The sequence below is a fragment of the Enterobacter sp. FW301-JW81 genome (genome assembly GCF_058788735.1).
In genome coordinates, this window is sequence record NZ_JBYTBA010000002.1 from 651975 (window position 1) to 674455 (window position 22481).

General features: G+C 54.6%; 24 protein-coding genes. All 24 read left to right on the forward strand.

What is annotated here, in order from left to right:
• Window positions 1-147 precede the first annotated feature (147 nt).
• The 24 genes from AC3WOK_RS10010 to AC3WOK_RS10125 all read left to right on the forward strand — a co-directional run bounded on the left by AC3WOK_RS10010 (window position 148) and on the right by AC3WOK_RS10125 (window position 22298).
• Window positions 148-693 (forward strand): terminase small subunit, encoded by a 546-nt coding sequence (locus AC3WOK_RS10010; RefSeq protein WP_023292740.1) that lies wholly within the window; start codon window positions 148-150, stop codon window positions 691-693.
• Complete coding sequence (locus AC3WOK_RS10015; protein ID WP_492354447.1) at window positions 668-2590, forward strand: phage terminase large subunit family protein; 1923 nt, start codon at window positions 668-670, stop codon at window positions 2588-2590. The genes AC3WOK_RS10010 and AC3WOK_RS10015 overlap by 26 nt, the downstream gene beginning before the upstream one ends.
• Window positions 2590-2796 (forward strand): phage head-tail joining protein, encoded by a 207-nt coding sequence (locus AC3WOK_RS10020; RefSeq protein WP_023292738.1) that lies wholly within the window; start codon window positions 2590-2592, stop codon window positions 2794-2796. The genes AC3WOK_RS10015 and AC3WOK_RS10020 overlap by 1 nt, the downstream gene beginning before the upstream one ends.
• Window positions 2793-4382 (forward strand): phage portal protein, encoded by a 1590-nt coding sequence (locus AC3WOK_RS10025; protein WP_492354448.1) that lies wholly within the window; start codon window positions 2793-2795, stop codon window positions 4380-4382. Before AC3WOK_RS10020 ends, AC3WOK_RS10025 begins: the two co-directional genes overlap by 4 nt.
• A complete protein-coding gene (locus tag AC3WOK_RS10030) occupies window positions 4363-5706 on the forward strand; it encodes a S49 family peptidase (protein ID WP_492354449.1) in 1344 nt (447 codons plus the stop codon). The genes AC3WOK_RS10025 and AC3WOK_RS10030 overlap by 20 nt, the downstream gene beginning before the upstream one ends.
• Before the next feature lie 9 nt (window positions 5707-5715).
• A complete protein-coding gene (locus AC3WOK_RS10035) occupies window positions 5716-6048 on the forward strand; it encodes a head decoration protein (RefSeq protein ID WP_023292735.1) in 333 nt (110 codons plus the stop codon).
• Window positions 6049-6103: 55 nt separating this feature from the next.
• Window positions 6104-7129 carry a major capsid protein gene (locus AC3WOK_RS10040; RefSeq protein ID WP_492354450.1) on the forward strand — a complete coding sequence of 342 codons (1026 nt, stop codon included), beginning with the start codon at window positions 6104-6106 and terminating at the stop codon, window positions 7127-7129.
• A 45-nt stretch (window positions 7130-7174) separates the two neighbouring features.
• A complete protein-coding gene (gpFI, locus tag AC3WOK_RS10045; RefSeq protein WP_194500716.1) occupies window positions 7175-7588 on the forward strand; it encodes a DNA-packaging protein FI in 414 nt (137 codons plus the stop codon).
• An 11-nt stretch (window positions 7589-7599) separates the two neighbouring features.
• Entirely contained in the window at window positions 7600-7953 is a 354-nt protein-coding gene (locus AC3WOK_RS10050; protein WP_492354451.1) for a head-tail joining protein, read from the forward strand.
• Between the two features lie 9 nt (window positions 7954-7962).
• On the forward strand, window positions 7963-8547 hold the full coding sequence (locus AC3WOK_RS10055; RefSeq protein WP_023292731.1) for a phage tail protein: 585 nt from the start codon (window positions 7963-7965) through the stop codon (window positions 8545-8547).
• A complete protein-coding gene (locus AC3WOK_RS10060) occupies window positions 8544-8942 on the forward strand; it encodes a phage minor tail U family protein (RefSeq protein ID WP_000683284.1) in 399 nt (132 codons plus the stop codon). Before AC3WOK_RS10055 ends, AC3WOK_RS10060 begins: the two co-directional genes overlap by 4 nt.
• Window positions 8943-8949: 7 nt before the next feature.
• Window positions 8950-9693, forward strand: coding sequence for a phage tail protein (locus tag AC3WOK_RS10065; RefSeq protein ID WP_001704116.1), 744 nt, complete (start codon window positions 8950-8952; stop codon window positions 9691-9693).
• Between the two features lie 10 nt (window positions 9694-9703).
• Entirely contained in the window at window positions 9704-10135 is a 432-nt protein-coding gene (gene gpG, locus AC3WOK_RS10070) for a phage tail assembly chaperone G (RefSeq protein WP_118283032.1), read from the forward strand.
• Between the two features lie 50 nt (window positions 10136-10185).
• Window positions 10186-10458 (forward strand): phage tail assembly protein T, encoded by a 273-nt coding sequence (locus AC3WOK_RS10075; protein WP_023292728.1) that lies wholly within the window; start codon window positions 10186-10188, stop codon window positions 10456-10458.
• A complete protein-coding gene (locus AC3WOK_RS10080) occupies window positions 10442-13576 on the forward strand; it encodes a phage tail tape measure protein (protein WP_492354452.1) in 3135 nt (1044 codons plus the stop codon). Before AC3WOK_RS10075 ends, AC3WOK_RS10080 begins: the two co-directional genes overlap by 17 nt.
• Window positions 13576-13914, forward strand: coding sequence for a phage tail protein (locus AC3WOK_RS10085; RefSeq protein WP_001704112.1), 339 nt, complete (start codon window positions 13576-13578; stop codon window positions 13912-13914). The genes AC3WOK_RS10080 and AC3WOK_RS10085 overlap by 1 nt, the downstream gene beginning before the upstream one ends.
• Before the next feature lie 55 nt (window positions 13915-13969).
• Window positions 13970-14707 carry a phage minor tail protein L gene (locus AC3WOK_RS10090; RefSeq protein ID WP_492354453.1) on the forward strand — a complete coding sequence of 246 codons (738 nt, stop codon included), beginning with the start codon at window positions 13970-13972 and terminating at the stop codon, window positions 14705-14707.
• A gap of 2 nt (window positions 14708-14709) precedes the next feature.
• On the forward strand, window positions 14710-15429 hold the full coding sequence (locus AC3WOK_RS10095; RefSeq protein WP_492354454.1) for a C40 family peptidase: 720 nt from the start codon (window positions 14710-14712) through the stop codon (window positions 15427-15429).
• On the forward strand, window positions 15422-16039 hold the full coding sequence (locus tag AC3WOK_RS10100; protein ID WP_492354455.1) for a tail assembly protein: 618 nt from the start codon (window positions 15422-15424) through the stop codon (window positions 16037-16039). Before AC3WOK_RS10095 ends, AC3WOK_RS10100 begins: the two co-directional genes overlap by 8 nt.
• 42 nt (window positions 16040-16081) lie before the next feature.
• Entirely contained in the window at window positions 16082-19573 is a 3492-nt protein-coding gene (locus tag AC3WOK_RS10105) for a TipJ family phage tail tip protein (protein ID WP_492354456.1), read from the forward strand.
• Window positions 19574-19615: 42 nt separating this feature from the next.
• Complete coding sequence (locus tag AC3WOK_RS10110) at window positions 19616-19930, forward strand: hypothetical protein (RefSeq protein ID WP_492354457.1); 315 nt, start codon at window positions 19616-19618, stop codon at window positions 19928-19930.
• The gene (locus AC3WOK_RS10115; protein ID WP_492354458.1) at window positions 19931-20602 is read left to right on the forward strand and encodes a hypothetical protein; all 672 of its coding nucleotides are present in this window, start codon (window positions 19931-19933) and stop codon (window positions 20600-20602) included.
• Between the two features lie 107 nt (window positions 20603-20709).
• A complete protein-coding gene (cor, locus tag AC3WOK_RS10120; protein WP_492354459.1) occupies window positions 20710-20943 on the forward strand; it encodes a phage exclusion lipoprotein Cor in 234 nt (77 codons plus the stop codon).
• 59 nt (window positions 20944-21002) lie between these two features.
• On the forward strand, window positions 21003-22298 hold the full coding sequence (locus AC3WOK_RS10125; protein WP_492354460.1) for a phage tail fiber protein: 1296 nt from the start codon (window positions 21003-21005) through the stop codon (window positions 22296-22298).
• Window positions 22299-22481 lie beyond the last annotated feature (183 nt).

A 22481-nucleotide genomic window follows, 5' to 3' on the forward strand; every position in this document is an offset into this window, starting at 1 on the left:
CAGGATTTTGCCTTTTCCGTTCTTCTTCTTGCTAAGTATCTGTCTTTGCTGGGTATAACCCACCACAAGAAAGGAAGTGTTAAAGCCTGGTAGTTGTCATTTTACCCGGCATGGTTTCCTTACCCTGTGTTTCGCCTGGAGTTCGTCATGGAGGTCAATAAAAAACGCCTTTCAGAGATTTTTGGTGTCAGCATCCGCACGATCCAGAACTGGCAGGATCAGGGAATGCCAGTTGCGCGCGGTGGTGGAAAAGGTAATGAAGTGCTTTATGACTCTGCCGCCGTAATCGAATGGTATTCCGCCCGTGACGCAGCGATAGAAAACGAAAAGCTGCGAAAAGAGGTTGAACAGCTGAGAGTTGATTCAGAATCAGACCTTGTGCCTGGCACGATTGATTATGAGCGCCATAGGCTTACCCGAGCCCAGGCTGATGCTCAGGAACTAAAAAATGCTAAAGAGTCCGCTGAGGTGGTGGAGACCGCATTCTGCACGTTCGTGTTGTCGCGGATAGCCGGAGAAATTGCCAGTATCCTTGATGGAATACCTCTGTCGGTTCAGCGGCGCTTTCCGGAACTGGAAAATCGACATATTGATTTCCTCAAGAAGGACATCATAAAAGCCATGAACAAAGCAGCTGCGCTGGATGAAATGATACCGGGGTTGCTGAGTGAATATATCGAACAGTCAGGTTAAGGGGCTACAGCACTCCGCGCGCTCGGGGCTCCGTTCGTTGTACCGGCCAGAACCGCAAACGGCGGTTGAGTGGGCAGACGAAAATTATTACCTTCCAAAAGAGTCTGCTTATCAGGAAGGGCGCTGGGAAACGCTGCCGTTTCAGCGTGCGATAATGAATGCGATGGGTAATGACTATATCCGCGAGGTCAATGTCGTTAAGTCTGCCCGAGTAGGCTATTCAAAAATGCTGCTCGGCGTGTATGCGTATTTCATCCAGCATAAACAGCGTAACTCGCTTATCTGGTTACCTACCGACGGTGATGCAGAAAACTTCATGAAATCCCATGTCGAACCGACAATCCGGGACATCCCCTCACTGCTGGCGCTGGCGCCCTGGTACGGTAAAAAGCACCGGGACAACACGTTGAGTATGAAACGTTTCTCGAATGGGCGAGGTTTCTGGTGCCTCGGTGGTAAAGCTGCAAAAAACTACCGTGAAAAATCTGTTGATGTGGCGGGTTATGACGAGCTGGCGGCATTTGACGATGATATCGAGAAAGAGGGCTCTCCAACGTTCCTGGGGGATAAACGTATTGAAGGGTCGGTCTGGCCTAAATCGATACGAGGATCCACACCCAAAATTAAAGGGACATGCCAGATTGAACGTGCCGCCAAGGAGTCTGAGCATTTCTTGCGCTTCTATGTTCCCTGCCCACATTGTGGGGAGGAGCAGTTCCTTAAATTCGGCGATAAAGAGACGCCATTCGGGTTCAAATGGACGCCGGGCGATCCTGCCAGCGTTATATATCTGTGTGAACACAATGCCTGCGTAATTAAACAGCAGGAGCTCGATTTTTCGCAGGCGCGGTACATCTGTGATGAAACCGGGATCTGGACGCGCGACGGACTTTGCTGGTTTTCATCATCGGGTGCCGAAATTGATCCGCCTGACAGCGTAACCTTTCACATCTGGACGGCCTATAGCCCCTTCACAACCTGGGTGCAAATCGTCAAGGACTGGATCAAGACCAAAGGGGACACGGGTAAGCGTAAGACGTTCGTCAACACAACGCTTGGTGAAACGTGGGAGCCTAAAATTGGTGAGCGTCCTGATGCTGAGGTGATGGCCGAACGTATTGAGCACTTCGGTGCCAGGGTGCCGGAGCGCGTGGCCTATCTTACTGCCGGTATTGACTCCCAGCTTGACCGTTACGAAATGCGTGTCTGGGGCTGGGGGCCTGGTGAGGAAAGCTGGCTTATCGACAAAATTATCATTATGGGGCGCCATGATGATGAATCCACGCTTCTGAGGTTGGATGAGGCGATCAATAAAACCTATCCGAGGCCTAACGGCGTTGAGATGCTTATTTCCCGCATCTGCTGGGATATCGGCGGCATAGACCCAACGATTGTTTATAACCGCTCGAAAAAGCATGGTCTGTTTCGTGTCATCCCCGTTAAAGGCGCATCTGTCTACGGCAAGCCCGTGGCGAATATGCCTCGTAAGCGTAACAAGAACGGCGTTTATCTCACTGAGATAGGAACAGACACCGCGAAAGAGCAGATTTATAACCGTTTCACGCTGGTGGCAGAAGGCGACGAACCGCTGGCGGGAGCGGTTCACTTCCCTAATAACCCTGAAATATATGATTTAGCTGAGGCTCAGCAGCTTACGGCTGAAGAGCAGGTTGAGAAGTGGGTAGACGGGAAGAAAAAAATCGTCTGGGACAGTAAAAAACGACGAAATGAGGCGCTTGACTGTTTTGTCTATGCACTTGCAGCTCTGCGGATAAGTATCTCCCGCTGGCAGCTGGATCTGGATTCTCTTCTGGCCAGCTTACGGGAAGAAGACACTGGCCGTAAAAATAATAAATCTCTGGCGGATTATGCCAGGGCATTAGCGGGAGATGAATAATGGCAACACAGGCTGAACTGGATGCCGCGCGCGCAGCGTTACATGATCTGATGATGGGAAAACGGGTTGCGACGGTACAGAAAGACGGTCGAAGGGTGGAATTTACGGCGACGTCAGTCAGCGATCTGAAAAAGTACATCGCCGATCTAGAGTCACAGGTCGGTACCACTTCACGACGCCGCGGGCCGGCAAGGTTCTACGCATGAAAATTCCTTCTTTAGTTGGCCCCGACGGGAAAACCTCCCTGAGGGAATATGCAGGCTATCACGCCGGTGGCGGCGGATTCGGTGGGCAGCTAAATGCCTGGAATCCCCAGAGTGAAAGTGCCGACGCCGCACTTCTGCCGAACTTTGCCCGGGGGAATGCCCGTGCTGATGATCTGGTCCGTAACAATGGTTATGCGGCGAACGCCGTTCAGCTTCACCAGGATCACATCGTCGGGTCTTTTTTCAGACTGAGTTACTGCCCGAGCTGGCGTTATCTCGGCATTAAAGAAGAGGAAAGCCGAGCATTTGCCAGGGAGGTGGAGGCCGCCTGGTATGAATATGCGGAGGATGACTTTTGCGGAATTGATGCCGAGCGCAAGCGTACCTTTACGATGATGATCCGTGAAGGCGTTGCGACGCACGCATTTAACGGTGAACTGTGCGTCCAGCCCACCTGGGACAGTGATTCATCCCGACTTTTTCGCACGCAATTTAAAATGGTTAGTCCAAAACGCGTGAGTAATCCCGGTAATACAGGTGACACGCGTAACTGTCGCGCGGGTGTCAAAATCAGTGATAGCGGCGCAGCGCTGGGGTACTACGTCAGTGAAGACAGCTATCCTGGCTGGATGTCGCGAAAATGGACCTATATACCACGGGAACTGCCGGGCGGAAGGCCATCATTCATCCATATTTTTGAACCGCTTGAGGATGGACAGACCCGCGGCGCAAACGTGTTTTACAGCGTGATGGAGCAGATGAAAATGCTCGACACACTGCAAAATACTCAGCTCCAGAGCGCAATTGTAAAAGCTATGTATGCGGCGACAATCGAGAGCGAGCTTGATACCGATACGGCGATGGACTTTATCCTCGGCGCGGATAGTAAGCAGCAAAATAAGCTGACGGGCTGGCTTGGTGAAATGGCAGCATACTACGCTGCAGCGCCGGTTCGCCTCGGTGGCGCGAAAGTGCCTCATCTTATGCCTGGCGATTCCCTGAACCTTCAGTCAGCACAGGATACCGATAACGGTTATTCCACCTTCGAACAATCACTCCTGCGCTATATTTCGGCCGGTCTTGGTGTTTCGTATGAGCAGCTTTCCCGTAACTACTCTCAGATGAGCTATTCGACGGCGCGCGCCAGCGCCAATGAATCCTGGGCGTTCTTTATGGGGCGTCGCAAGTTTGTCGCGGCCCGGCAAGCCTGCCAAATGTTCGTCTGCTGGCTCGAAGAGGCGATTGCGCGCCGGGTTGTCACGCTCCCGTCCAAAGCCAGGTTTAGCTTCCAGGAGGCGAGAACTGCCTGGGGTAACGCCAACTGGATTGGCTCGGGGCGCATGGCTATTGATGGGCTGAAGGAGGTGCAGGAGGCCGTGATGCTGATTGAGGCTGGTCTCAGCACATATGAGAAGGAGTGTGCCAAACGCGGAGATGACTATCAGGAAATATTTTCTCAGCAGGTACGTGAAACTATGGAGCGCCGGAGCGCGGGACTTAAACCTCCGGCATGGGCGGCAGCTGCATTTGAATCTGGGCTGAAAAAATCAAACGAGGAGGTAAAAGATGACGCCAGAGCTGCGTAATCTCCCGCATATTGCCAGCATGGCCTTCAATGAGCCGCTGATGCTTGAACCCGCCTACGCGCGGGTTTTCTTTTGCGCGCTGGCAGGCCAGCTGGGTATCACCCGACTGACTGATTCCGCTTCTGGCGTCTCGCTCGGCGCTGAACAAATTGCAGAGCCGCTGGCGCTGTTTGGCGATGACGAGGAGATGGGGCCCCGGCCAGCGCGGAGCTATCAGGTAACAAACGGGATCGCGGTGCTGCCCGTTTCCGGGACGCTTGTCAGCAAAACCCGGTCACTTCAGCCTTATTCCGGTATGACGGGCTATAACGGGGTCATTGCCCGACTGCAGCAGGCAATGAGCGATCCAGGTGTAGACGGTATTCTGCTGGATATGGACACGCCGGGCGGGATGGTGTCCGGGGCTTTCGACTGTGCCGACATTATTGCCCGGATGCGGGATATCAAGCCCGTTTGGGCGCTGGCAAATGATATGAACTGCAGCGCAGGGCAGCTAATTGCCAGTTCTGCATCGCGACGGCTTGTCACGCAAACGGCCAGAACCGGCTCCATCGGCGTCATGATGGCGCACAGTAATTATGGCGCTGCGCTGAAAACTAACGGCGTTGAGGTCACGCTGATTTACAGCGGCGATCATAAAGTCGACGGCAACCCCTACGAAAAACTACCAAAGGACGTTCGCGCTGATTTTCAGACGCGCATCGATGCCACTCGTCAAATGTTTGCCGAAAAGGTTTCCGCTTATACCGGAATGTCAGTGCAGGCCGTACTGGACACCGAAGCGGCCGTCTTCTCCGGCCAGGAGTCCGTGGATAACGGTCTGGCGGATGAACTTGTTAACAATTCCGACGCGCTCAGCGTGATGCGTGAAGCACTCGACAGACGCAAAAAAACAACCACTGGAGGAACTATGCCATCACCTTCTGCATCTGCAGCGACCAATCAGCCAGCTGACCAGGCAGCAACACAGACGACTGCACCGGCTGAGCAGGTCACCACCGTTGACACAACAACTGCTGCCTTAACGGCCCCGGCAGACCTCAGCGCTCAGGTATCGGCAGCCGTAGCCGCCGAGAATGGTCGCATCATGGGTATTCTGAACTGCGAAGAGGCAAAAGGTCGTGAATCACAGGCCCGTGCCCTGGCCGAAACGCCGGGCATGACGGTCGAGAGTGCACAGCGCATTCTGGCCGCGGCGCCGCAAAGCGCCCAGGCGCGTACCGATACGGCGCTGGATCGCCTGATGGAAACCGCACCAGGCGCTCTTTCAGCAGGGAATGCCTCTGCTGAAGCCGGCGACGATTTGTTAAACACCCCCGTTTAAGAGGCTAACATGGCAATCACCGAAGTATTTACTCATCACCAGCCGCTCGGTAACAGCGATCCGGCACACACCGCGTATGCACCGGGCGAACTGACAGCATCCACCCCGGCAATGACCCCGCTCATGCTCGATGCTACGTCCGGCAAGCTAACCGTCTGGGACGGCGAGCATGCAGGTGCAGCAACCGGCATTCTGGCGGTTACCGCTGACCAGAGCAGTGCTGAACTGGCATTCTATAAATCCGGTTCTTTTCGCATCGAAGATGTGCTCTGGCCATCTGCCGTTACCGACGAAAATATCAAGCGTAACGCGTTCGCCGGTACTGCGATCAGCATCGTTTAATCACCCTCAACTTTCATAAAAGCCGCTTATGCGGCTTTTTTTACGGGAAAAATCTATGTCAGTTTACACAACAGCCCAGCTTCTGGCGGTCAATGAGAAGAAATTCAAGTTCGATCCGCTCTTCCTGCGTATCTTCTTTCGCGAAACTTATCCCTTCAGTACAGAAAAAGTCTACCTGTCGCAAATTCCGGGCATGGTCAATATGGCGCTGTACGTATCGCCGATTGTCTCCGGGAAAGTGATTCGTTCCCGTGGTGGCAGCACGTCGGAATTTACGCCGGGGTATGTGAAGCCAAAACACGAAGTGAATCCGCAGATGACCCTCCGCCGCCTGCCTGATGAAGATCCACAGAATCTGGCCGACCCTGCCTATCGCCGCCGACGCATCATTCTTCAGAACATGAAAGATGAAGAGCTTGCAATTGCGCAGGTAGAAGAAAAGCAGGCCGTTGCTGCAGTCCTCAGTGGTAAATACACCATGACCGGGGAAGCGTTTGAGCCGGTTGAAGTTGATATGGGACGCAGTGCCGGTAACAACATCACCCAGGCGGGTGCAGCAGCCTGGTCTTCTCGCGACAAAAAAACGTACGACCCGACCGATGATATTGAAGCGTACGCGCTTAACGCCAGCGGTGTGGTCAACATTATCGTCTTCGATCCAAAGGGCTGGGCGCTGTTCCGCTCCTTTGACGCGGTGAAGGAAAAGCTGGATACGCGTCGCGGCTCGAGCTCTGAGCTGGAAACCGCCGTGAAAGACCTGGGAATGGCCGTCTCTTATAAGGGGATGTATGGCGACGTGGCCATCGTTGTGTACTCCGGTCAGTACATCGAGGATGACGTCAAAAAGAACTACCTGCCGGATCTGACAATGGTGCTGGGAAATACCCAGGCGCGCGGTCTGCGTACCTATGGCTGCATTCTGGATGCAGATGCACAGCGTGAAGGCATTAATGCTTCAACGCGCTATCCGAAAAACTGGGTGCAAACGGGCGACCCGGCTCGCGAGTTCACCATGATTCAGTCAGCTCCGCTGATGCTGCTGCCAGATCCGGACGCGTTCGTTTCAGTCAAGCTAGTATAACTTTCCCCAGTGGCCCTGTTGGGCCACATTTCTGGAGTATTTCCCATGACAGAAAAAGAAACCCTTATCGCCCGACTGAAAGAGCTGGGCGTAAAGCTTGATCGTGAGGTCAACGTCACAGGCACCATCCAGGAGCTTACGTTACGTATTTCTGAGCTCGAAGAGGAACTCGACGAAGACGGAGAAGAGGGCGCTGAGGTGTCCGTTGCCAGCACTACTGCTATCAGCACCTCGGGCCAGCCCGGCCCAGAGAACACCTCTGGCTCTATTACCGAGAATCCTGCGTCAAATGAGCCCGGCGAGCTGGTGGCGGTTGAGACACTGGTGACCTTGCACATTGTTGCACTTCACGCCACACGCAACGAGTCCCTCTCTATTGTTGAGCCTGGTGTCGTTATTCGCGTGACCGACGCGGAGGCTACCGAACTGGTTTCTCAGGGGCTGGCCCGGGAAGTCTGACAGGGGGCCTAATGGCTGATTTCGATAATCTTTTTGATGAAGCGATGGCGCGCGCGGATACCACTATACGTGGAGTGATGGGCGCAGAGGCAAGGATAACCTCTGGATCTTTATCCGGCGTCACGCTCCTCGGGGTCTTTGACGATCCAGAGAACATCGGTTTCGCAGAAGCGGGGATCAGAATTGACGGAACCAGGCCGACGTTTTTTGTGAACTCATCGGATGTAAGCGGGCTGGAACGTCTGGACACGCTGAAGGTAAACGGGCGTGAATTTTGGGTTGATCGCGTGGGCCCGGATGATTGCGGTTCCTGCCATGTATGGCTGGGTAGTGGATCACCTCCCGGCGGATCGCGGCGTCGTTAAGGAGCATTCATGTCGATAAAAGGTCTTGAGCAGGCGATTGCTAACCTGGATAGCCTGGACAGAAATATGGTTCCCAATGCCAGCGCATGGGCTGTGAACCGGGTTGCTGCTAATGGCGTCTCGGTTGCCGTCCGAAGGGTGGCGAAAGAAACGGTAGCCGGTGATAACCGCGTTTCGGGGATACCTGTAAAGCTGGTCAGACAAAGGGTGAGAATCAACAAAGCCTCGGCGTCAGGGCACTCAGCGGCCCGAATTAAGGTTAACCGGGGCAACCTTCCCGCCATCAAACTCGGTGCCGCGCAGGTCAGGGCGACGAACCGAAAAGGCCCGCTGGTTCGAAAAAGTAGCGTGCTGAGAATTGGCCGTTATGTTTTTCGCGACGCCTTTATACAGCGCCTGGCGAACGGCCGCTGGCACGTCATGAAGCGCATTGCAGGAAAAAGTCGTTATCCCATCGACGTGGTCAAAATCCCATTGTCCGCGCCCCTCACTACTGCTTTCGAAGCAGAGAAGAAACGCATGCTTGAAGAGGAAATGCCAAAACAACTTGGCTATGCCCTCAGGCAACAACTGAGGTTGCATCTGACACGATGAAACACACTCTCATTCGCCAGAAAATTATTGATGTGCTTGAAGAGGCCATCGGGATCGACGTCATGTTTTTTGACGGGCGCCCGGCTGTCATTGAGGAGGAGGATTTTCCTGCCGTCGCGGTCTATCTGACCGATGCGGAGTATACCGGCGAAGAACTTGATGCCGATATGTGGGCGGCAACGCTACATATCGAGGTCTTCCTGTCCTCGCAGGTACCAGATTCCGAACTGGATGAATGGATGGAAAGCCATATCTATCCGGCCCTCGCTGATGTTCCCGGCCTCGATTCACTGTTAACGCTCATGGTTCCACAAGGCTTCGATTACCAGCGCGATGATGCGATGGGGCTGTGGACCTCCGCCGATATGAAATATTCAATCACTTACGAAATGTGAGGAAAACATGCCAACACCAAATCCACTTGCTCCTGTAAAAGGCGCCGGTACGACGCTCTGGCTTTACACCGGAACGGGCAACGCTTTCGCTAACCCACTCTCTGATATCGACTGGAATCGCCTGGCGAAAATCAAAGAGCTGACGCCGGGCGAAATGACCGCCGAATCGTATGACGACACTTACCTCGACGACGAGGATGCCGACTGGAACGCGACGGCCCAGGGGGCAAAATCTGCTGGCGATACCTCGTTCACCCTCGCCTGGAAGCCGGGCGAAGAAGGGCAAAAAGACCTGGTCGCATGGTTTATTGATGGCTCAGTACGCTATTACAAAATCAAATACCCGAATGGTACCGTCGACGTTTTCCGCGGCTGGTGCAGCAGCCTGGGTAAAGCCATTCCGGCAAAAGAGGTCATTACCCGTACAGCGAAAATCACCAATACCGGCAAGCCGGAACTGGCAGAAGAAAGCGGTACCCCGAATATCCCCGTGACCGGCGTTACTCTCGATAAAGCCACGGCAAGCGTGGCCGTCGGCGCAACCACAACGCTCAATGTGACGGTTAACCCTGCCAGCGCCTCAGATACCTCGTTTCGCGTGGCAACCTCAGACGGGGCAAAAGCAACGGTCACCGTTAGCGGCAACGCGATCACCGTCACCGGCGTGGCGGCAGGCACCGCTGACGTTATTGTTATGACCAGCGACGGTAATTTCGTTGCGGTCTGCAAAGTCACCGTAACTGCAGCGTAAGGAAGGACGCATGTTTCTGAAAAAAGAGAAGTTCACCTGGCAAAAAGAATCATTGACCATCTTTGAGCTGTCGGCGCTGCAGCGTATTGAGTACATCACGTTTATGGCCTCAGAGGAAAAGGCCGTTAGCGCTGACAGCGACGGCATCAGCGATCAGGAAATGACGGCTAGGCTGATTGGCTCAAATATTCGCTGCGGTGCGCGTCTGATTGCGATGTCTTTGTGGCATAACGATCCGGCTGGTACGGATGTGGAGACGCTTTATCAGCAGGTGCTTAGCGGCTGGCCGCCGGAGGCGATCGGTAAAGCAGAAATGGAAATAAAGCTGCTCTCCGGCATGCTCGTTCCGGTTGAGGATGACAACGCTGCCGATCCGGATGCCTCAGCGGAGGCCGAAAGCGCAGAACCCGTTACGGCGGAAAAGCCCTTGCCAGCGAGCTGAAGTTTGTCCTGAATCTGGCGCGCGAGTTCGGGCGACCCGACTGGCGCGCCATGCTGGCTGGAATGACTTCCAGTGAGCTGGGCGACTGGCACCAGTTCTACCGGGAGCATTATTTTCAGGACGCGCAGCTCGATGCGCATTTCTCAGAGCTGCTTTATTCCATCTCCACTCTTTTCTTCCGCGACCCGGAACTTACCCCCGCACATTTCAGCCTGCTTTCTCCTTCGGATGTCGTCATCAGCGATGACGAGCCGGATGATGACACGCTGATGACCGCCGCTGAGGGGATAACAGGAGGTATCCGATATGGCCCAGCAGATTAGCGATCTGGTTATTAAGCTGGATGTTGACCGCGCAACCTTCAGCGAGCAGGTCGCCCGAATCAAAGGGCAACTGACAGGAATGGCGGATGAGTCTGATAAAGTTCAGGCGCGAATGCAACGTGCTGCGGACCGTCAGAGCGCTGCACTAAAGAGTGTGGGCGACGCTGGCGCGGCGGCGGCCGCAGACATGAAAGCCCGTCAGTCGGCCGCAACGGAAGGGCTGACCAAAGACTGGCAGAGCGTTTCCAGGTCCGTTGATGAAACTCACCGCCGCGTGACCGAGCTTAATCAGCGCATGCGTGAGAATGACGGGCAGGCCGCAGCGCTTGCCCGTCGACAGGATGAACTGGCGGCATCATTTTTCCGCCAGATTGACGGCGTTCGCCAGCTCAATGGTGAAACACAGTCGCTTGCGAACGTGCAGGCGCGCTTTCGCGCAGCCAGGGCACAGGGCAACATAACCCAGCAGGATTATCTCGCCCTTATTTCCCGCACCACGGCCCGGCAAAAAGAACTGCAGATCGTGGAGGAAAAATCGGCCGCAGCGCGCACGCGATTCCTCAGCCAGCTGAAGCAACAGGTTGCAGAGCAAAAGCTCTCCGGTACCGAGCTGCTGCGCATGAAGGCGGCGCAGGTCGGTGCCAGCGATGCGGCTGAGGTCTATATCCGCAAGCTTGAAGCTGCCAAAGTGGCCACGCACGGTCTGGGGCTTCAAAGTGCTGCTGCCCGGCAGGAGCTGGGGGTACTTATCGGCGAGGTCATGCGCGGTAACTTCGGTGCACTGCGCGGCTCCGGGATCACGCTGGCGAACCGGGCAGGATGGATAGACCAGCTGCTGTCGCTGCGCGGCCTGGGGATCGCCGGCCTGGTTGGTGGGATTGCCGCGGCGGTATTCGGGCTGGGTAAGGCCTGGTATGACGGCAGCAAAGAGTCTGAGGAATTTAACAGGCAGCTGATCCTGACCGGGAACTACGCGGGGAAAACGTCAGGGCAGCTTCAGGCGCTGGCCCGCTCGCTGGCCGGTAATGGCATCACGCAGCATGCCGCTGCAGGCGTGCTGGCACAGGTCGTTGGAAGCGGTGCGTTCAGCGGGAATGACGTCAGCATGGTCAGCAATGTTGCCGCCAGGCTGCAGCAGGCTACCGGGCAGGCCGTTGACGAAACCATAAATCAGTTTAAACGCCTGAAGGATGATCCGGTTAACGCGGTCGCTACGCTCAACGATTCCCTTCACTTTCTGACGGCCACCCAGTATGAACAGATCGCTTCTGCTCAGGCGCTTGGGGATTCGCAGAAAGCTGCCGAGCTGGCCATGCGGGCATATTCCGACGCTGTCATTCAGCGCGCCGGGGCGGTCGAGGATAATCTTGGCTCCCTCGAAAAAGCCTGGAACTGGGTGAAGAATGCCGCCTCAGGCGCATGGGATGCGATGCTTGGCATAGGGCGTAATCCTGACTCCGCGATGAAGCGCCAGGACTCTTATGCTGAATGGCAGGCAGCAGAGAAAGAGTACCGCGCGCTGTCCAGCAATCTTAAGGTCGACCCGGATTATGCCGGTAACAACGTTCTGCAGAAAGCGGATGCGGAAAGGCTCAGAAACGCGCGCCAGCAGGTGGAGCTGAAAAAGCAGGCTTACGATCTTGCCGATCAGCAATACGCCCAGGAAGGGCTGGCAGCCGCGCGGGAAAAAATGCGGACGGACCAGCAGGCTCAGGCAATCCGCAGCCAGCAGCAGTTTAACCAGCTGGTGGAGTCCGGCGCGACGGCGGCAGAAAAGCGGGCTTCAGCAGAGAAAAAGCTCAGTCAGCTTATTGAGAAAAACCGCCAGGATGCGAAAGACGGTGTCGCCACGCTGTGGACTGAAAAGGACATTGCCGCTGCCCGCGCCGGGATTGAAAAGCAGTGGAAGGATCCAAAAACGCCGAAAGGCAAAAGCTACTCAACGCCCGCTGGGGATAAAGCCGAGGAAAAGGCGCAGGCCGAACTTCTCACCCTTCAGGCCCAGCTTAAAACGCTTGAGCAGCATACCAGCGTGAACGACGTCATAAGCAAACAGCGTCAGGATCTCTGGCAGACTGAAAATCAGTTCACCGTTCTGCAAGAGGCCGCGGGGCGTCGTCAGCTTACGGCGCAGGAAAAATCCCTGCTGGCGCACAAGGAAGAAACGCTCGAGTACAAGCGGCAGCTGGCCGATCTGGGCGATAAGGTTGCCAGCCAGCAAAAGCTCAACCAGCTGGCCGATCAGGCCGTGAAGTTTGAGCAGCAGCAAAAAGCCGCCAGGGCGGGCCTGCAGGCTCAGTCTGAGGGGGTATCCACCCGGGAAGCCGGGCGACAAACTACGCTGCAGCGTCTCAACGAAAGCTATTCGTACAACCCTCAGGCGCAGCAAAAGGTTCTGGAAGAGCAAAGGGCGACGTTTGAGGCTGAAGATGCCCTGCGCGCAAACTGGCTGGCCGGTGCGAAACAGGGCTGGGCCGAATATCAGGATTCAGCGACAAACGTTTTCAGCTCTGTTCAGCAGATTTCGCAGGCGACGTTCAGCGGGCTGGCGGGCCAGCTTACCAGCCTGACGACAACCGGGAAGGCGAGCTTCAGGGACTTCACCAGCTCGATCCTTAAAATGATTGTGTCCGTTATCAACCAGCTGCTGGTGGCTTACACCATCCAGAGCGCAATGGGATGGATAAGTGGCGGAACCAATACGGCATCTGCAGGACAGTCATTCGCGGTACCGTCTTTCCGGCCCAAACTCTACGACGTGGGTGGTTACACAGGAGATGGCGGCAAGTATGAGCCTGCCGGTCTTGTGCACAGGGGAGAGTTCGTCTTCAACAAAGAGTCAACCAGCCGTCTTGGCGTGAGCAACCTTTATCGCCTGATGCGCGGGTACGCCACGGGGGGACTGGTCGGTGGCGGGAGCGCAGCCGGTGCTGGCATGGGCGGGATCAGTGTTTATGCCCCAGTTAGCATCAGCCAGCAGGGGAGTGATGGAAGTATAAATCAGGCGAACGCCACGGGGACGGCGAAACAGCTGCAGGCGATTGTTCAGCAGACAATCACCGAGCGACTGAAAAAAGAAATGTCCGCGGGCGGCGTGCTTTATTCGAGGAGAACATAGTGACGGACACATTTACCTGGCGCACGCGCAAAACCGCGCAGGGCACTGAAACAGCCCGAACGCTGCAGGCCCAGTTCGGAGATGGCTACAAACAGATAGCAGGGATGGGGATCAACGACAAACAGGAAACGTGGAACCTGGACTGGACGGGAACCAGACAGGAGGCGGCTGCGCTGCGCGCTTTTCTGATGTCTCACGTTACTAAATCGTTCTGGTGGACCACGCCATGGGGTGAAAAAAAGCTGTTCAGAATGAAAGCCGATTCGTTCAGCGTTTCATTCCCTACCGGGAAAAAAGCCACTGTGGCCTTCACTTTTGAACAGGCGTTCGCGCCCTGATTTTCTCGACAAACACTGAAAGCTGCTTCCGGGCGGCTTTTTTTATGGGGGGGGTATGAGTTTTACGGCAGATATACAACAGCTTGAGCCCGGCAGCCGTATTCAGCTGATTGAGATCGACGGCACTGAATTCGGTATGGATCAGGTGCTGCGTTTTCATGCGCACAATATACAGGAAGAAGGGTGGGCAGCCTTCGCCGCGGAAAATCTTCCCGCCATTATCTGGCAGGGAAACCAGTACGATCCCCATCCCTACGAACTGAAGGGGATGGAATTATCGAGTACAGGGTCCCAGCCAACGCCCACGCTGTCCGTCGGGAACGTCGGAAACTTTGTCACGGCGCTGTGTCTTGAATATAACGATATGGTCAGGGCGAAGGTCAAAATCCATACCACGCTTTCGAAGTATCTCGATGCCGCCAACTGGAAAAACGGTAATCCGGGTGCCAGCCCGGCAGATGAGCGCGTACAGCTATTTTACGTCGATGCTAAAACCGCAGAGTCGCGGGTACAGGTTGATTTTGAGCTGTGTTCTCCTTTCGATATTCAGAGCCTTCAGCTGCCGACGCGGCAGATTACGCCTGTCTGCACCTGGTGCATGCGGGGCTGGTACCGAAGCGGGACCGGATGCGATTACAACGGCACGAAATACTTTACCAAAGACGGTACGCCGACCGATGACCCGTCGAAAGACGTTTGTGGCGGCCGCCGGCCGGATTGTCAGGATCGTCACGGTCCGGACGCGCCGCTGCCGTTCGGCGGTTTTCCGGCTGCAAACCTGCAGGGGAAATAAAAATGCGTGAAAAATTGCTGGATGCTATCCGTCAGCACGTCGCTGCTGAATACCCCAAAGAAGCCTGCGGCCTGATTGTTCAGTCAGGCCAGCAGCAAATCTATATTCCCTGCCGCAACATTGCCGATAAACCCGAGGATACATTCACGCTCTCCCCGGAAGACCAGCTCGCTGCCCGCGCGCGCGGTGAGATCATCATGCTCATTCATTCCCATCCGGATGTGGTTCGGCTGGTGCCCTCAGAGCTGGACCGGATTCAGTGCGACTGGTCGGGGATTGAGTGGGGGATCATGTCCTGGCCGGACGGGGATTTTTGTACGATTTCCCCGCGTGAAGACCGGGATTATGCCGGGCGGCAGTGGGTACTGGGTTATGCCGACTGCTGGGCGCTTATCCGTGAATTTTATCTGCGCGAATACGGCATTGTTCTCGGGAACTATTCGGTACCTTACGAATGGTGGGAGAGCGGCAAGGAGCGGCTCTACGACGATAACTGGGAGCGTGAGGGATTTGTTGAGATTGCTGCCGGTGCAATGCAGCCCGGGGATATCATCATGATGAGTGTGCAGGCATCGGTGACTAATCACGCCGCGGTATATGTGGGTGACAACATCATTCTCCATCATCTTTTCGGACACCTTTCTTCGCGAACGCCTTATGGAAAATATTATCGCGACAGAACGGTCCGGGTGGTCAGGCATAAGGACAGAATGCATGGTTAAGACGCTTATTCTCGAAGGGAAAATGGCTAAAAAATTCGGTAAACGCGTTCAGTTTGACGTTGCCGACCTGCGCGAAATGCTCAGGGCCATGTGTTCACAGGTTCCCGGATTCAAAAAATACATGTCGGAAGCCCATATGAAAGGGATCCGTTTCGCCTTTTTTAACGGCGACAACAATATCGGGCTGGAAGAGTTTGATATGACCCGTGGTGGAAACGTGTACCGGATCGTGCCCGTTTATGAGGGGGCCAAAAGCTCGGGCGTCCTGCAGATAGTTGTCGGCGCTGTTGCGCTGGTCGCTGCATTCTTTACCGCTGGTGCGAGCATGGCAGCCTGGGGGGCGGCCATGAGTGCAACAGCCATCAGCGCCACGTCAATTCTGACCGGGGTTGGGGTGTCAATGATGCTGGGCGGCGTTGTCCAGATGCTCACACCCCAGCCATCCTTCGGCGCGGGTAAATCCTCCAGCACGGACAACACGCCTAACTATGCCTTCGGGGCGCCGGTCAATACCGTCGCTATGGGGCATCCTGTCCCCCTGGCCTACGGTCTGATCGAGGCTGGGGGAGCGATAGTCAGCGCCGGTATGTACTCGAGCGATCAGCAGTAGGCCAGCGGCCACTAACTTAAAGGTGCTTCGGCACCTTTTTTTATGGGTGAAAAAATGCAGCTTCTTAAACAAGAAACCATCCTGCAGGGTGCCAAAGGGGGAGGTGGCAATTCACATACTCCGGTTGAGCAGCCTGACGATCTCCTGTCGGTCGCAAAATTAAAAATGCTCATTGCCGTTTCTGAGGGGGAAATACAGGGCGACCTGACCGCTCAGAACATTTTTCTCAACGATACGCCGCTGGCAAACGACAGCGGGGAATACAACTTCAGCGGCGTGAAATGGGAGTTCCGCAAGGGCACACAGGACCAGACCTATATTGCCGGGATGCCCCAGGTCGACAACGAGCTGGCCGTGGGCACAACTGTCACCACCACCGCGCCCTGGACGCGCCAGTTTACCAACCTTTCCCTGGATGCCATCCGCATCAAGCTCAGCCTTCCGGTCCAGTATCTCTATAAAGATAACGGCGATATGGTGGGCACGGTCACCGAGTATGCGATCGATTTATCAACGGATGGCGGCGCCTGGAAAACGGTTGTAAACGGCAAGTTTGACGGAAAGACCACGACGGAATATCAGCGTGACCACCGTATCGATCTGCCAAAATCCACGTCCGGCTGGTCTGTCAGGGTCAGGCGTATTACGGCTGATGCCAGCGGATCAAATTCGAAACTGGTTAACGCCTTCAAAGTGTTTTCGTATGCGGAAGTCATCGACAGCAAGCTTCGTTATCCTTTAACCGCGTTACTGTATGTCGAAGTGGACAGCAGCCAGTTCAACGGCAGCGCGCCGAAAGTGACCTGTAAGATAAAAGGCAAGCTGATTAAGGTTCCGGATAATTACGATCCGACAACCCGAACCTATTCTGGCTCATGGTCCGGCGGGTTCAAAATGGCCTGGTCCAATAACCCCGCCTGGATATTTTACGATCTGGTTCTGGATGAAATTTACGGCATGGGCACGCGCGTGGATGCGTCCATGGTGGATAAGTGGGCGCTGTATTCAATTGCCCAGTATTGCGACGAAATGGTTTCCGACGGGGCCGGTGGTACCGAACCTCGGTTCACCTGCAACGTTTTCATTCAGAGCCAGGAGGACGCCTGGCAGGTACTTAACGATCTCGCCGCGGTATTTCGTGGAATAACGTTCTGGGGCAACGATCAGATTTATGTCCAGGCAGACGTCCCGCAGGACGATGTTGACTGGGTTTATAACGCCTCAAACGTTATCGATGGGCTGTTTACTTATGCGGGCGGCTCATACAAGAATCGCTACAGCTCCTGCCTGGTGTCCTGGTCCGATCCGCAGAACCATTACAGCGATACCGTTGAGGGGGTCTACGATTCAGAGCTTGTAGAGCGTTACGACGTCAGGCAAACGTCCCTGACCGCAATCGGCTGCACCTCGCAAAGTGAAGCGCACCGGCGCGGTCGCTGGGTATTACTCTCCAATGCCAAAGACGGGACCGTGTCGTTTGGGGTGGGACTGGACGGCTATATTCCTCTGCCCGCTGAAATTATCGGTGTCGCCGATCCTTTCCGTTCCGGAAAGGAGAACGGGGGCCGCATAGTGGCGGTCAATGGCCGCCAGATTACGCTGGATCGAGAAATAGATTACGCAGCGAAAGACCGGCTGGTGGTTAACCTGCCCGACGGAAAAGCCCAGACGCGGACAATCAGCGCGGTGAGCGCCGATAAAATAACGGTGACGGTGGCTACGGCCTTCAGTCAGGCACCTGCCGCTGGTGCTGTGTGGGCGATAGACAGTGATAACCTCGCGATACAGTACTTCCGGGTCACTTCAATCGCTGCCAACGACGACAGCACAGGCGGTTTCACAATTACGGCCGTTCAGCACGATCCAAACAAATACCGTTACATCGATGATGGCGTTCGGATCGAGTCGCCCCCGATCACCGTCACGCCGATAAGCGTCCTGTCTGCGCCGAAGAATATCGTGGTGACTGAGAGTGATCATGTGTCTCAGGGTCTGACAGTAGCAAGCCTTGACGTGTCATGGGACAAGGTTGAGGGCGCAATCCGGTACGTTGCTCAGTGGCGCAAGGATAACGGGGACTGGATCAACGTTCCGGTTACCAGCGCGCAGGGGTTCTCCGTTCAGGGCATTTATTCAGGCAGCTATGATGTGCGCGTCCGGGCGCTGAATGCGCAGGATACGTCGTCACCATGGGGATACGCCGAAACAACGTACCTTTCCGGAAAAACGGGAAAACCGGGTACCCCGCTCAACTTCCTGGCGACCGAAGATGTGGTCTGGCATATCGATCTGACCTGGAAATTTCCGGATGGCTCAGGCGATACGGCCTATACAGAGATTCAGCGCGCTACAACCTCTGACTTTGCCAATCCTGAATTGCTGGTTCTGGTGCCGTACCCGGCCGCAGATTATCAGCATGGCCCAATGCCTGCCGGCGTCCGCCAGTGGTATCGTGCGCGCCTGATTGATCGTATCGGTAATGCTGGTGACTGGACCGACTGGGTCATGGGCACGTCCTCGATAGACGTCAGTGAAATAACTAACGACATTCTGGAGGACATGAAAGATTCCGACACGTTCAAAGACCTGATCGAGAACGCGGTGGACAGCAATGAAAAAGTTGCAGGCATGGCGGATGACATCAAAAAGCATGCCGACGAGATGGAGCAGCAGGCGAAAGACATCCAGGAGAACGCTGACGGGCTGGCGCAGGCCGAAGTGAAGATAGACGAGATTTCTGTGTCTATGGACGGCATGACGGGAGGTGTGAAGAACTCGGCAATTGCGATAATCCAGGCCAATCTTGCTCAGGTGGCCACGCGTAAAACTCTGTCGGCATCGGTAGCCGGTAACAGCGCGCAGCTGGACCGCATTGATGAGGTGATCGTCACTGACAGGGAAGCAACGGCACGCGCATTGCTGAGCCTGCAGACGAACGTCAACGGCAATACGGCATCCATCAACAGTCTGAGTCAGACGGTTTCGAATTATCAGCAGGCCACGGCGACGCAGATAAACGCCATCACTGCGACCATAAACGGTAATACGGCGGCGATAACAACGAACGCTCAGGCCATTGCGAACGTAAACGGCCAACTCAGCGCGATGTACAACATCAAGGTTGGGGTAACGAGCAATGGACAGTATTACGCCGCGGGGATGGGGATCGGCGTTGAGAATACGCCGAACGGCATGCAATCCCAGGTCATCTTCCTCGCTGACCGGTTCGCCGTCACTTCTGCCGCAGGTAACAGCGTGTCGCTGCCGTTCGTTATTCAGAACGGGCAGACCTTCATCAATCAGGGTTTTATCGGTAAAGGTTGGATCGAGAATGCGATGATTGGCGATTACATACAGTCCAACAACTATGTCGCTGGCTCAGTCGGGTGGAGACTGGATAAGGCCGGTACGTTTGAGAACTACGGTTCGACAGCTGGCGAGGGGGCCATGAAACAGACCAACCAGACAATTAGTGTCCGGGACTCCAACAATGTGTTGAGGGTGCAGATCGGAAGAATCACTGGTACATGGTGACGGGAGGCCTCTTGCGGGGCCTCTATTTTTTCAGGAGATACGATGGCGGAATACGGTGTTCAAACATGGGATGCATCAGGCAAGGTTAACAACTATGGAATTAAGCCAGTCAGCGTTTGCGGCTATCTGCAACTGGCCGTTAACCAGAAAACAGGCTCTTATTCCGTTGCCCTGCCACCAGGTTGCAAACTGACCTACTTTCAGGCCATGAACGATGATAAGTGGGGAACTGGAAGAAGGAAGATAACCATCTCCGGCGGTACTGCAACGGTTTCCTCTGTGGGGGATACCGACTACTCAGCAGGGACTGAACCCGCTGTTGCAGCTTTTTTCATTTTCCAGATCGAGAGGGCATAAATGGCGCAGTACGGCGTTTTACTGACGACGACGAGCGGTGAGGTGTGGGTTACCGCCAACAGCTCGCCAATTGCATTACAGGCGCGAAAGACAGCGGCACTGCAGGGAACATCGGGTTTTAATACCAAGGTGACGCACACCTTTCCCTCAGGTCAGCCCGTAGTGGCCTTCGTTCATTGCACGGTTGAGGTGGAAATCACTCAGACGGTAAGCGGAAACACCATCACGATTGATTTTCTCAGACCTAATGCAACCGGCACAGCGTACGTTTATTTTTTCTCTATTTTCCCCCAGACAAAGCCAGATTACGGGATGGCCGTGTGGGATGCATCGGGGACCCTGATTTTGACCCACGAGACGCGCACGCTCGGCGATGTCGTTACCATAGGCACTGCCGGAGTGGATGCAAGCTCAGGCTACAACATCAACACAACCTTGGCGGGGAAATGGGCCTGCATGCCCGTTATGCTCGGCCTGATTACCGGGGTTATATCAGCCGGTGGCCAGCCGCAGCCCTACGCTGCAATTTACAAGAGCATGGCAAAACTCGAGGGAAGCAACACGCGGATATTTGCCAGACCTCAGACAACCCCCTCCGGAGGGCTGCAAAACGTCGCGTACTCAAACATGAGAAACGTCATCATGGCCATCAACTGCGCTAACTACGATTGATCGTTTTCAACGATCAATTTTGAATAATTGATCTACCAAATCAATTATATCCCGTTGATTCATATTGTTATTGTGTAACCTTGTGAATGCCCTGGGATATAACCACGATGAAAGACATGATTCTTTACCTGGCGGTGGTGGTTTTGCTCTCCGGTTGCGCTGGCGTTATTGAGAAGCAGCAACCTGTTTGTTCTGGTACCGCCCTTATCGGCGGGCAGGAAAACAGTATCCAGATTTACGGAGTGCGTAAACAAAACAATCAGACCCAGTACCGCGCCGGTTATCCCTTTAACTGGGCCTGGGTTAGTGCCAACACGTTCACCAGCACCACCTGCCAATAACTCATTCTGTTTCAAAACAAACCTCGCTACGGCGGGGTTTTTTATTGCCTGGAGAAAATATGCTTTATAACACTGGCACCATCGCCGTTAACGGAAACACCGCAACCGGCACCGGCACGAACTGGACGGCACCCGCCAGCCAGGTCCGCGCTGGCCAGACTATTATCGTGATGTCTAACCCGGTGCAGCTGTTCCAGATTTCAGCCGTGAACAGCGCCACGTCAATGACGGTTACGCCAGCTGCTTCCCCGGCACTGAGCGGCCAGAAGTATGGAATTCTTGTCTCGGACAATATCTCGGTCGACGGCCTGGCCCAGGCAATGTCCCAACTCCTCAAAGAGTATGACGAGAATATTGGCGCGTGGGAGTCGTTCGCCACCACCTCAGCAAACCAGACTATCACCGTTACCATCAACGGGGCCTCCGTGAATATTCCTGGTATTGGCGCACTTGCCAGAAAGGGGGTAAACAGCGATATCACCGAACTGAAAGGGCTCACTACTGCGCTTTCTGTTGCACAGGGCGGGACAGGGGCAACGAATGCCGCTGACGCTCGTTCAAACCTCGAGCTAGGAACTGCTGCAACCAAAAATACTGGCACCGCAACAGGCGAAGTGCCGCTAATAGGTACTTTGGGTTTTGGTTTTGCCCAAACGGTCAATTACCACAACGAATACTTTGATCGTGCCATTTTTCTTGCGACTAACGTTCAACAGACGTGGTTCCCCGGAAGCCAGCAGGGAACAATTATCAATGTGGCCTATCCCTCTAACACACAATTTGTTTCCCGCTGGATGGGGGACACGAGCGGCAGAGCCTTTTTCCAGTCAGTGGTTAACGGGGCGTACAGCAACGCGGCAGAAATTTGCATGATTGGTAAGAGCGTCACAGTAGATGGAAACGGATTTATTAAGAAAGCATCACCCATAGTTAATATTTTGGGGGATGGAAGTGCAGAAACTAACGAAGAATCCGATGGGGTAACCGTCCAGCGCCTCGACAAGGGGGTATATCTCATTGAAGGCTGCATGGGATTGAATTCAGATGCCGCCTGGGGTGGCATAGATGGCGGCTTTGAAATACCAACTGATCGAAATAAGCAGCCTTTAATCTGGCTGGACTTTGAGGTTAATTCTGACGGTTCTGTGCTGGTTAAAACCTATCACCGCACCCACCCATCGGCCCCTGAATTTGCCAGAAATGAGCGGGCGGGGTTAGCTGATGGAGACCCGGTTGATATCCCATCAGATCAGTTTGTAAGCGTCCGAGTGGAAATGCCAGCTGACAGCATCTGGAATAAGAAACTTAATGCGGCCAGAACTGCTCTTAATGACGAGCCGGAACAAGCGGTTTAACAGATGGCTTAATTCTGCTGACCCAAGGCCATTGTCGAAAAATTTACAAAAGCCATAATTCGAAGCGTGATAAAAGCTTAGAAGCGAAACGGCGAAGCTTTAAGCAATAGCTTTTGGGGCTGCATCTTGCGGACACATACAAATAAAACTACTGTATATAAAAACAGTGTTTGAGGTGTGTGT

Excerpts from the sequence above, each read along its gene's own strand:
- AC3WOK_RS10110 (WP_492354457.1), top strand. The coding sequence starts at position 19,616 with ATGGCGGAATACGGTGTTCAAACATGGGATGCATCAGGCAAGGTTAAC.
- AC3WOK_RS10050 (WP_492354451.1), top strand. The coding sequence starts at position 7,600 with ATGGCTGATTTCGATAATCTTTTTGATGAAGCGATGGCGCGCGCGGAT.
- AC3WOK_RS10010 (WP_023292740.1), top strand. The coding sequence starts at position 148 with ATGGAGGTCAATAAAAAACGCCTTTCAGAGATTTTTGGTGTCAGCATC.
- AC3WOK_RS10100 (WP_492354455.1), top strand. The coding sequence starts at position 15,422 with ATGGTTAAGACGCTTATTCTCGAAGGGAAAATGGCTAAAAAATTCGGT.
- AC3WOK_RS10025 (WP_492354448.1), top strand. The coding sequence starts at position 2,793 with ATGAAAATTCCTTCTTTAGTTGGCCCCGACGGGAAAACCTCCCTGAGG.
- AC3WOK_RS10090 (WP_492354453.1), top strand. The coding sequence starts at position 13,970 with ATGAGTTTTACGGCAGATATACAACAGCTTGAGCCCGGCAGCCGTATT.
- AC3WOK_RS10115 (WP_492354458.1), top strand. The coding sequence starts at position 19,931 with ATGGCGCAGTACGGCGTTTTACTGACGACGACGAGCGGTGAGGTGTGG.
- AC3WOK_RS10030 (WP_492354449.1), top strand. The coding sequence starts at position 4,363 with ATGACGCCAGAGCTGCGTAATCTCCCGCATATTGCCAGCATGGCCTTC.
- gpFI (WP_194500716.1), top strand. The coding sequence starts at position 7,175 with ATGACAGAAAAAGAAACCCTTATCGCCCGACTGAAAGAGCTGGGCGTA.
- AC3WOK_RS10035 (WP_023292735.1), top strand. The coding sequence starts at position 5,716 with ATGGCAATCACCGAAGTATTTACTCATCACCAGCCGCTCGGTAACAGC.
- AC3WOK_RS10105 (WP_492354456.1), top strand. The coding sequence starts at position 16,082 with ATGGGTGAAAAAATGCAGCTTCTTAAACAAGAAACCATCCTGCAGGGT.
- cor (WP_492354459.1), top strand. The coding sequence starts at position 20,710 with ATGAAAGACATGATTCTTTACCTGGCGGTGGTGGTTTTGCTCTCCGGT.
- AC3WOK_RS10060 (WP_000683284.1), top strand. The coding sequence starts at position 8,544 with ATGAAACACACTCTCATTCGCCAGAAAATTATTGATGTGCTTGAAGAG.
- AC3WOK_RS10040 (WP_492354450.1), top strand. The coding sequence starts at position 6,104 with ATGTCAGTTTACACAACAGCCCAGCTTCTGGCGGTCAATGAGAAGAAA.
- gpG (WP_118283032.1), top strand. The coding sequence starts at position 9,704 with ATGTTTCTGAAAAAAGAGAAGTTCACCTGGCAAAAAGAATCATTGACC.
- AC3WOK_RS10095 (WP_492354454.1), top strand. The coding sequence starts at position 14,710 with ATGCGTGAAAAATTGCTGGATGCTATCCGTCAGCACGTCGCTGCTGAA.
- AC3WOK_RS10075 (WP_023292728.1), top strand. The coding sequence starts at position 10,186 with ATGCTGGCTGGAATGACTTCCAGTGAGCTGGGCGACTGGCACCAGTTC.
- AC3WOK_RS10080 (WP_492354452.1), top strand. The coding sequence starts at position 10,442 with ATGGCCCAGCAGATTAGCGATCTGGTTATTAAGCTGGATGTTGACCGC.
- AC3WOK_RS10020 (WP_023292738.1), top strand. The coding sequence starts at position 2,590 with ATGGCAACACAGGCTGAACTGGATGCCGCGCGCGCAGCGTTACATGAT.
- AC3WOK_RS10125 (WP_492354460.1), top strand. The coding sequence starts at position 21,003 with ATGCTTTATAACACTGGCACCATCGCCGTTAACGGAAACACCGCAACC.
- AC3WOK_RS10065 (WP_001704116.1), top strand. The coding sequence starts at position 8,950 with ATGCCAACACCAAATCCACTTGCTCCTGTAAAAGGCGCCGGTACGACG.
- AC3WOK_RS10055 (WP_023292731.1), top strand. The coding sequence starts at position 7,963 with ATGTCGATAAAAGGTCTTGAGCAGGCGATTGCTAACCTGGATAGCCTG.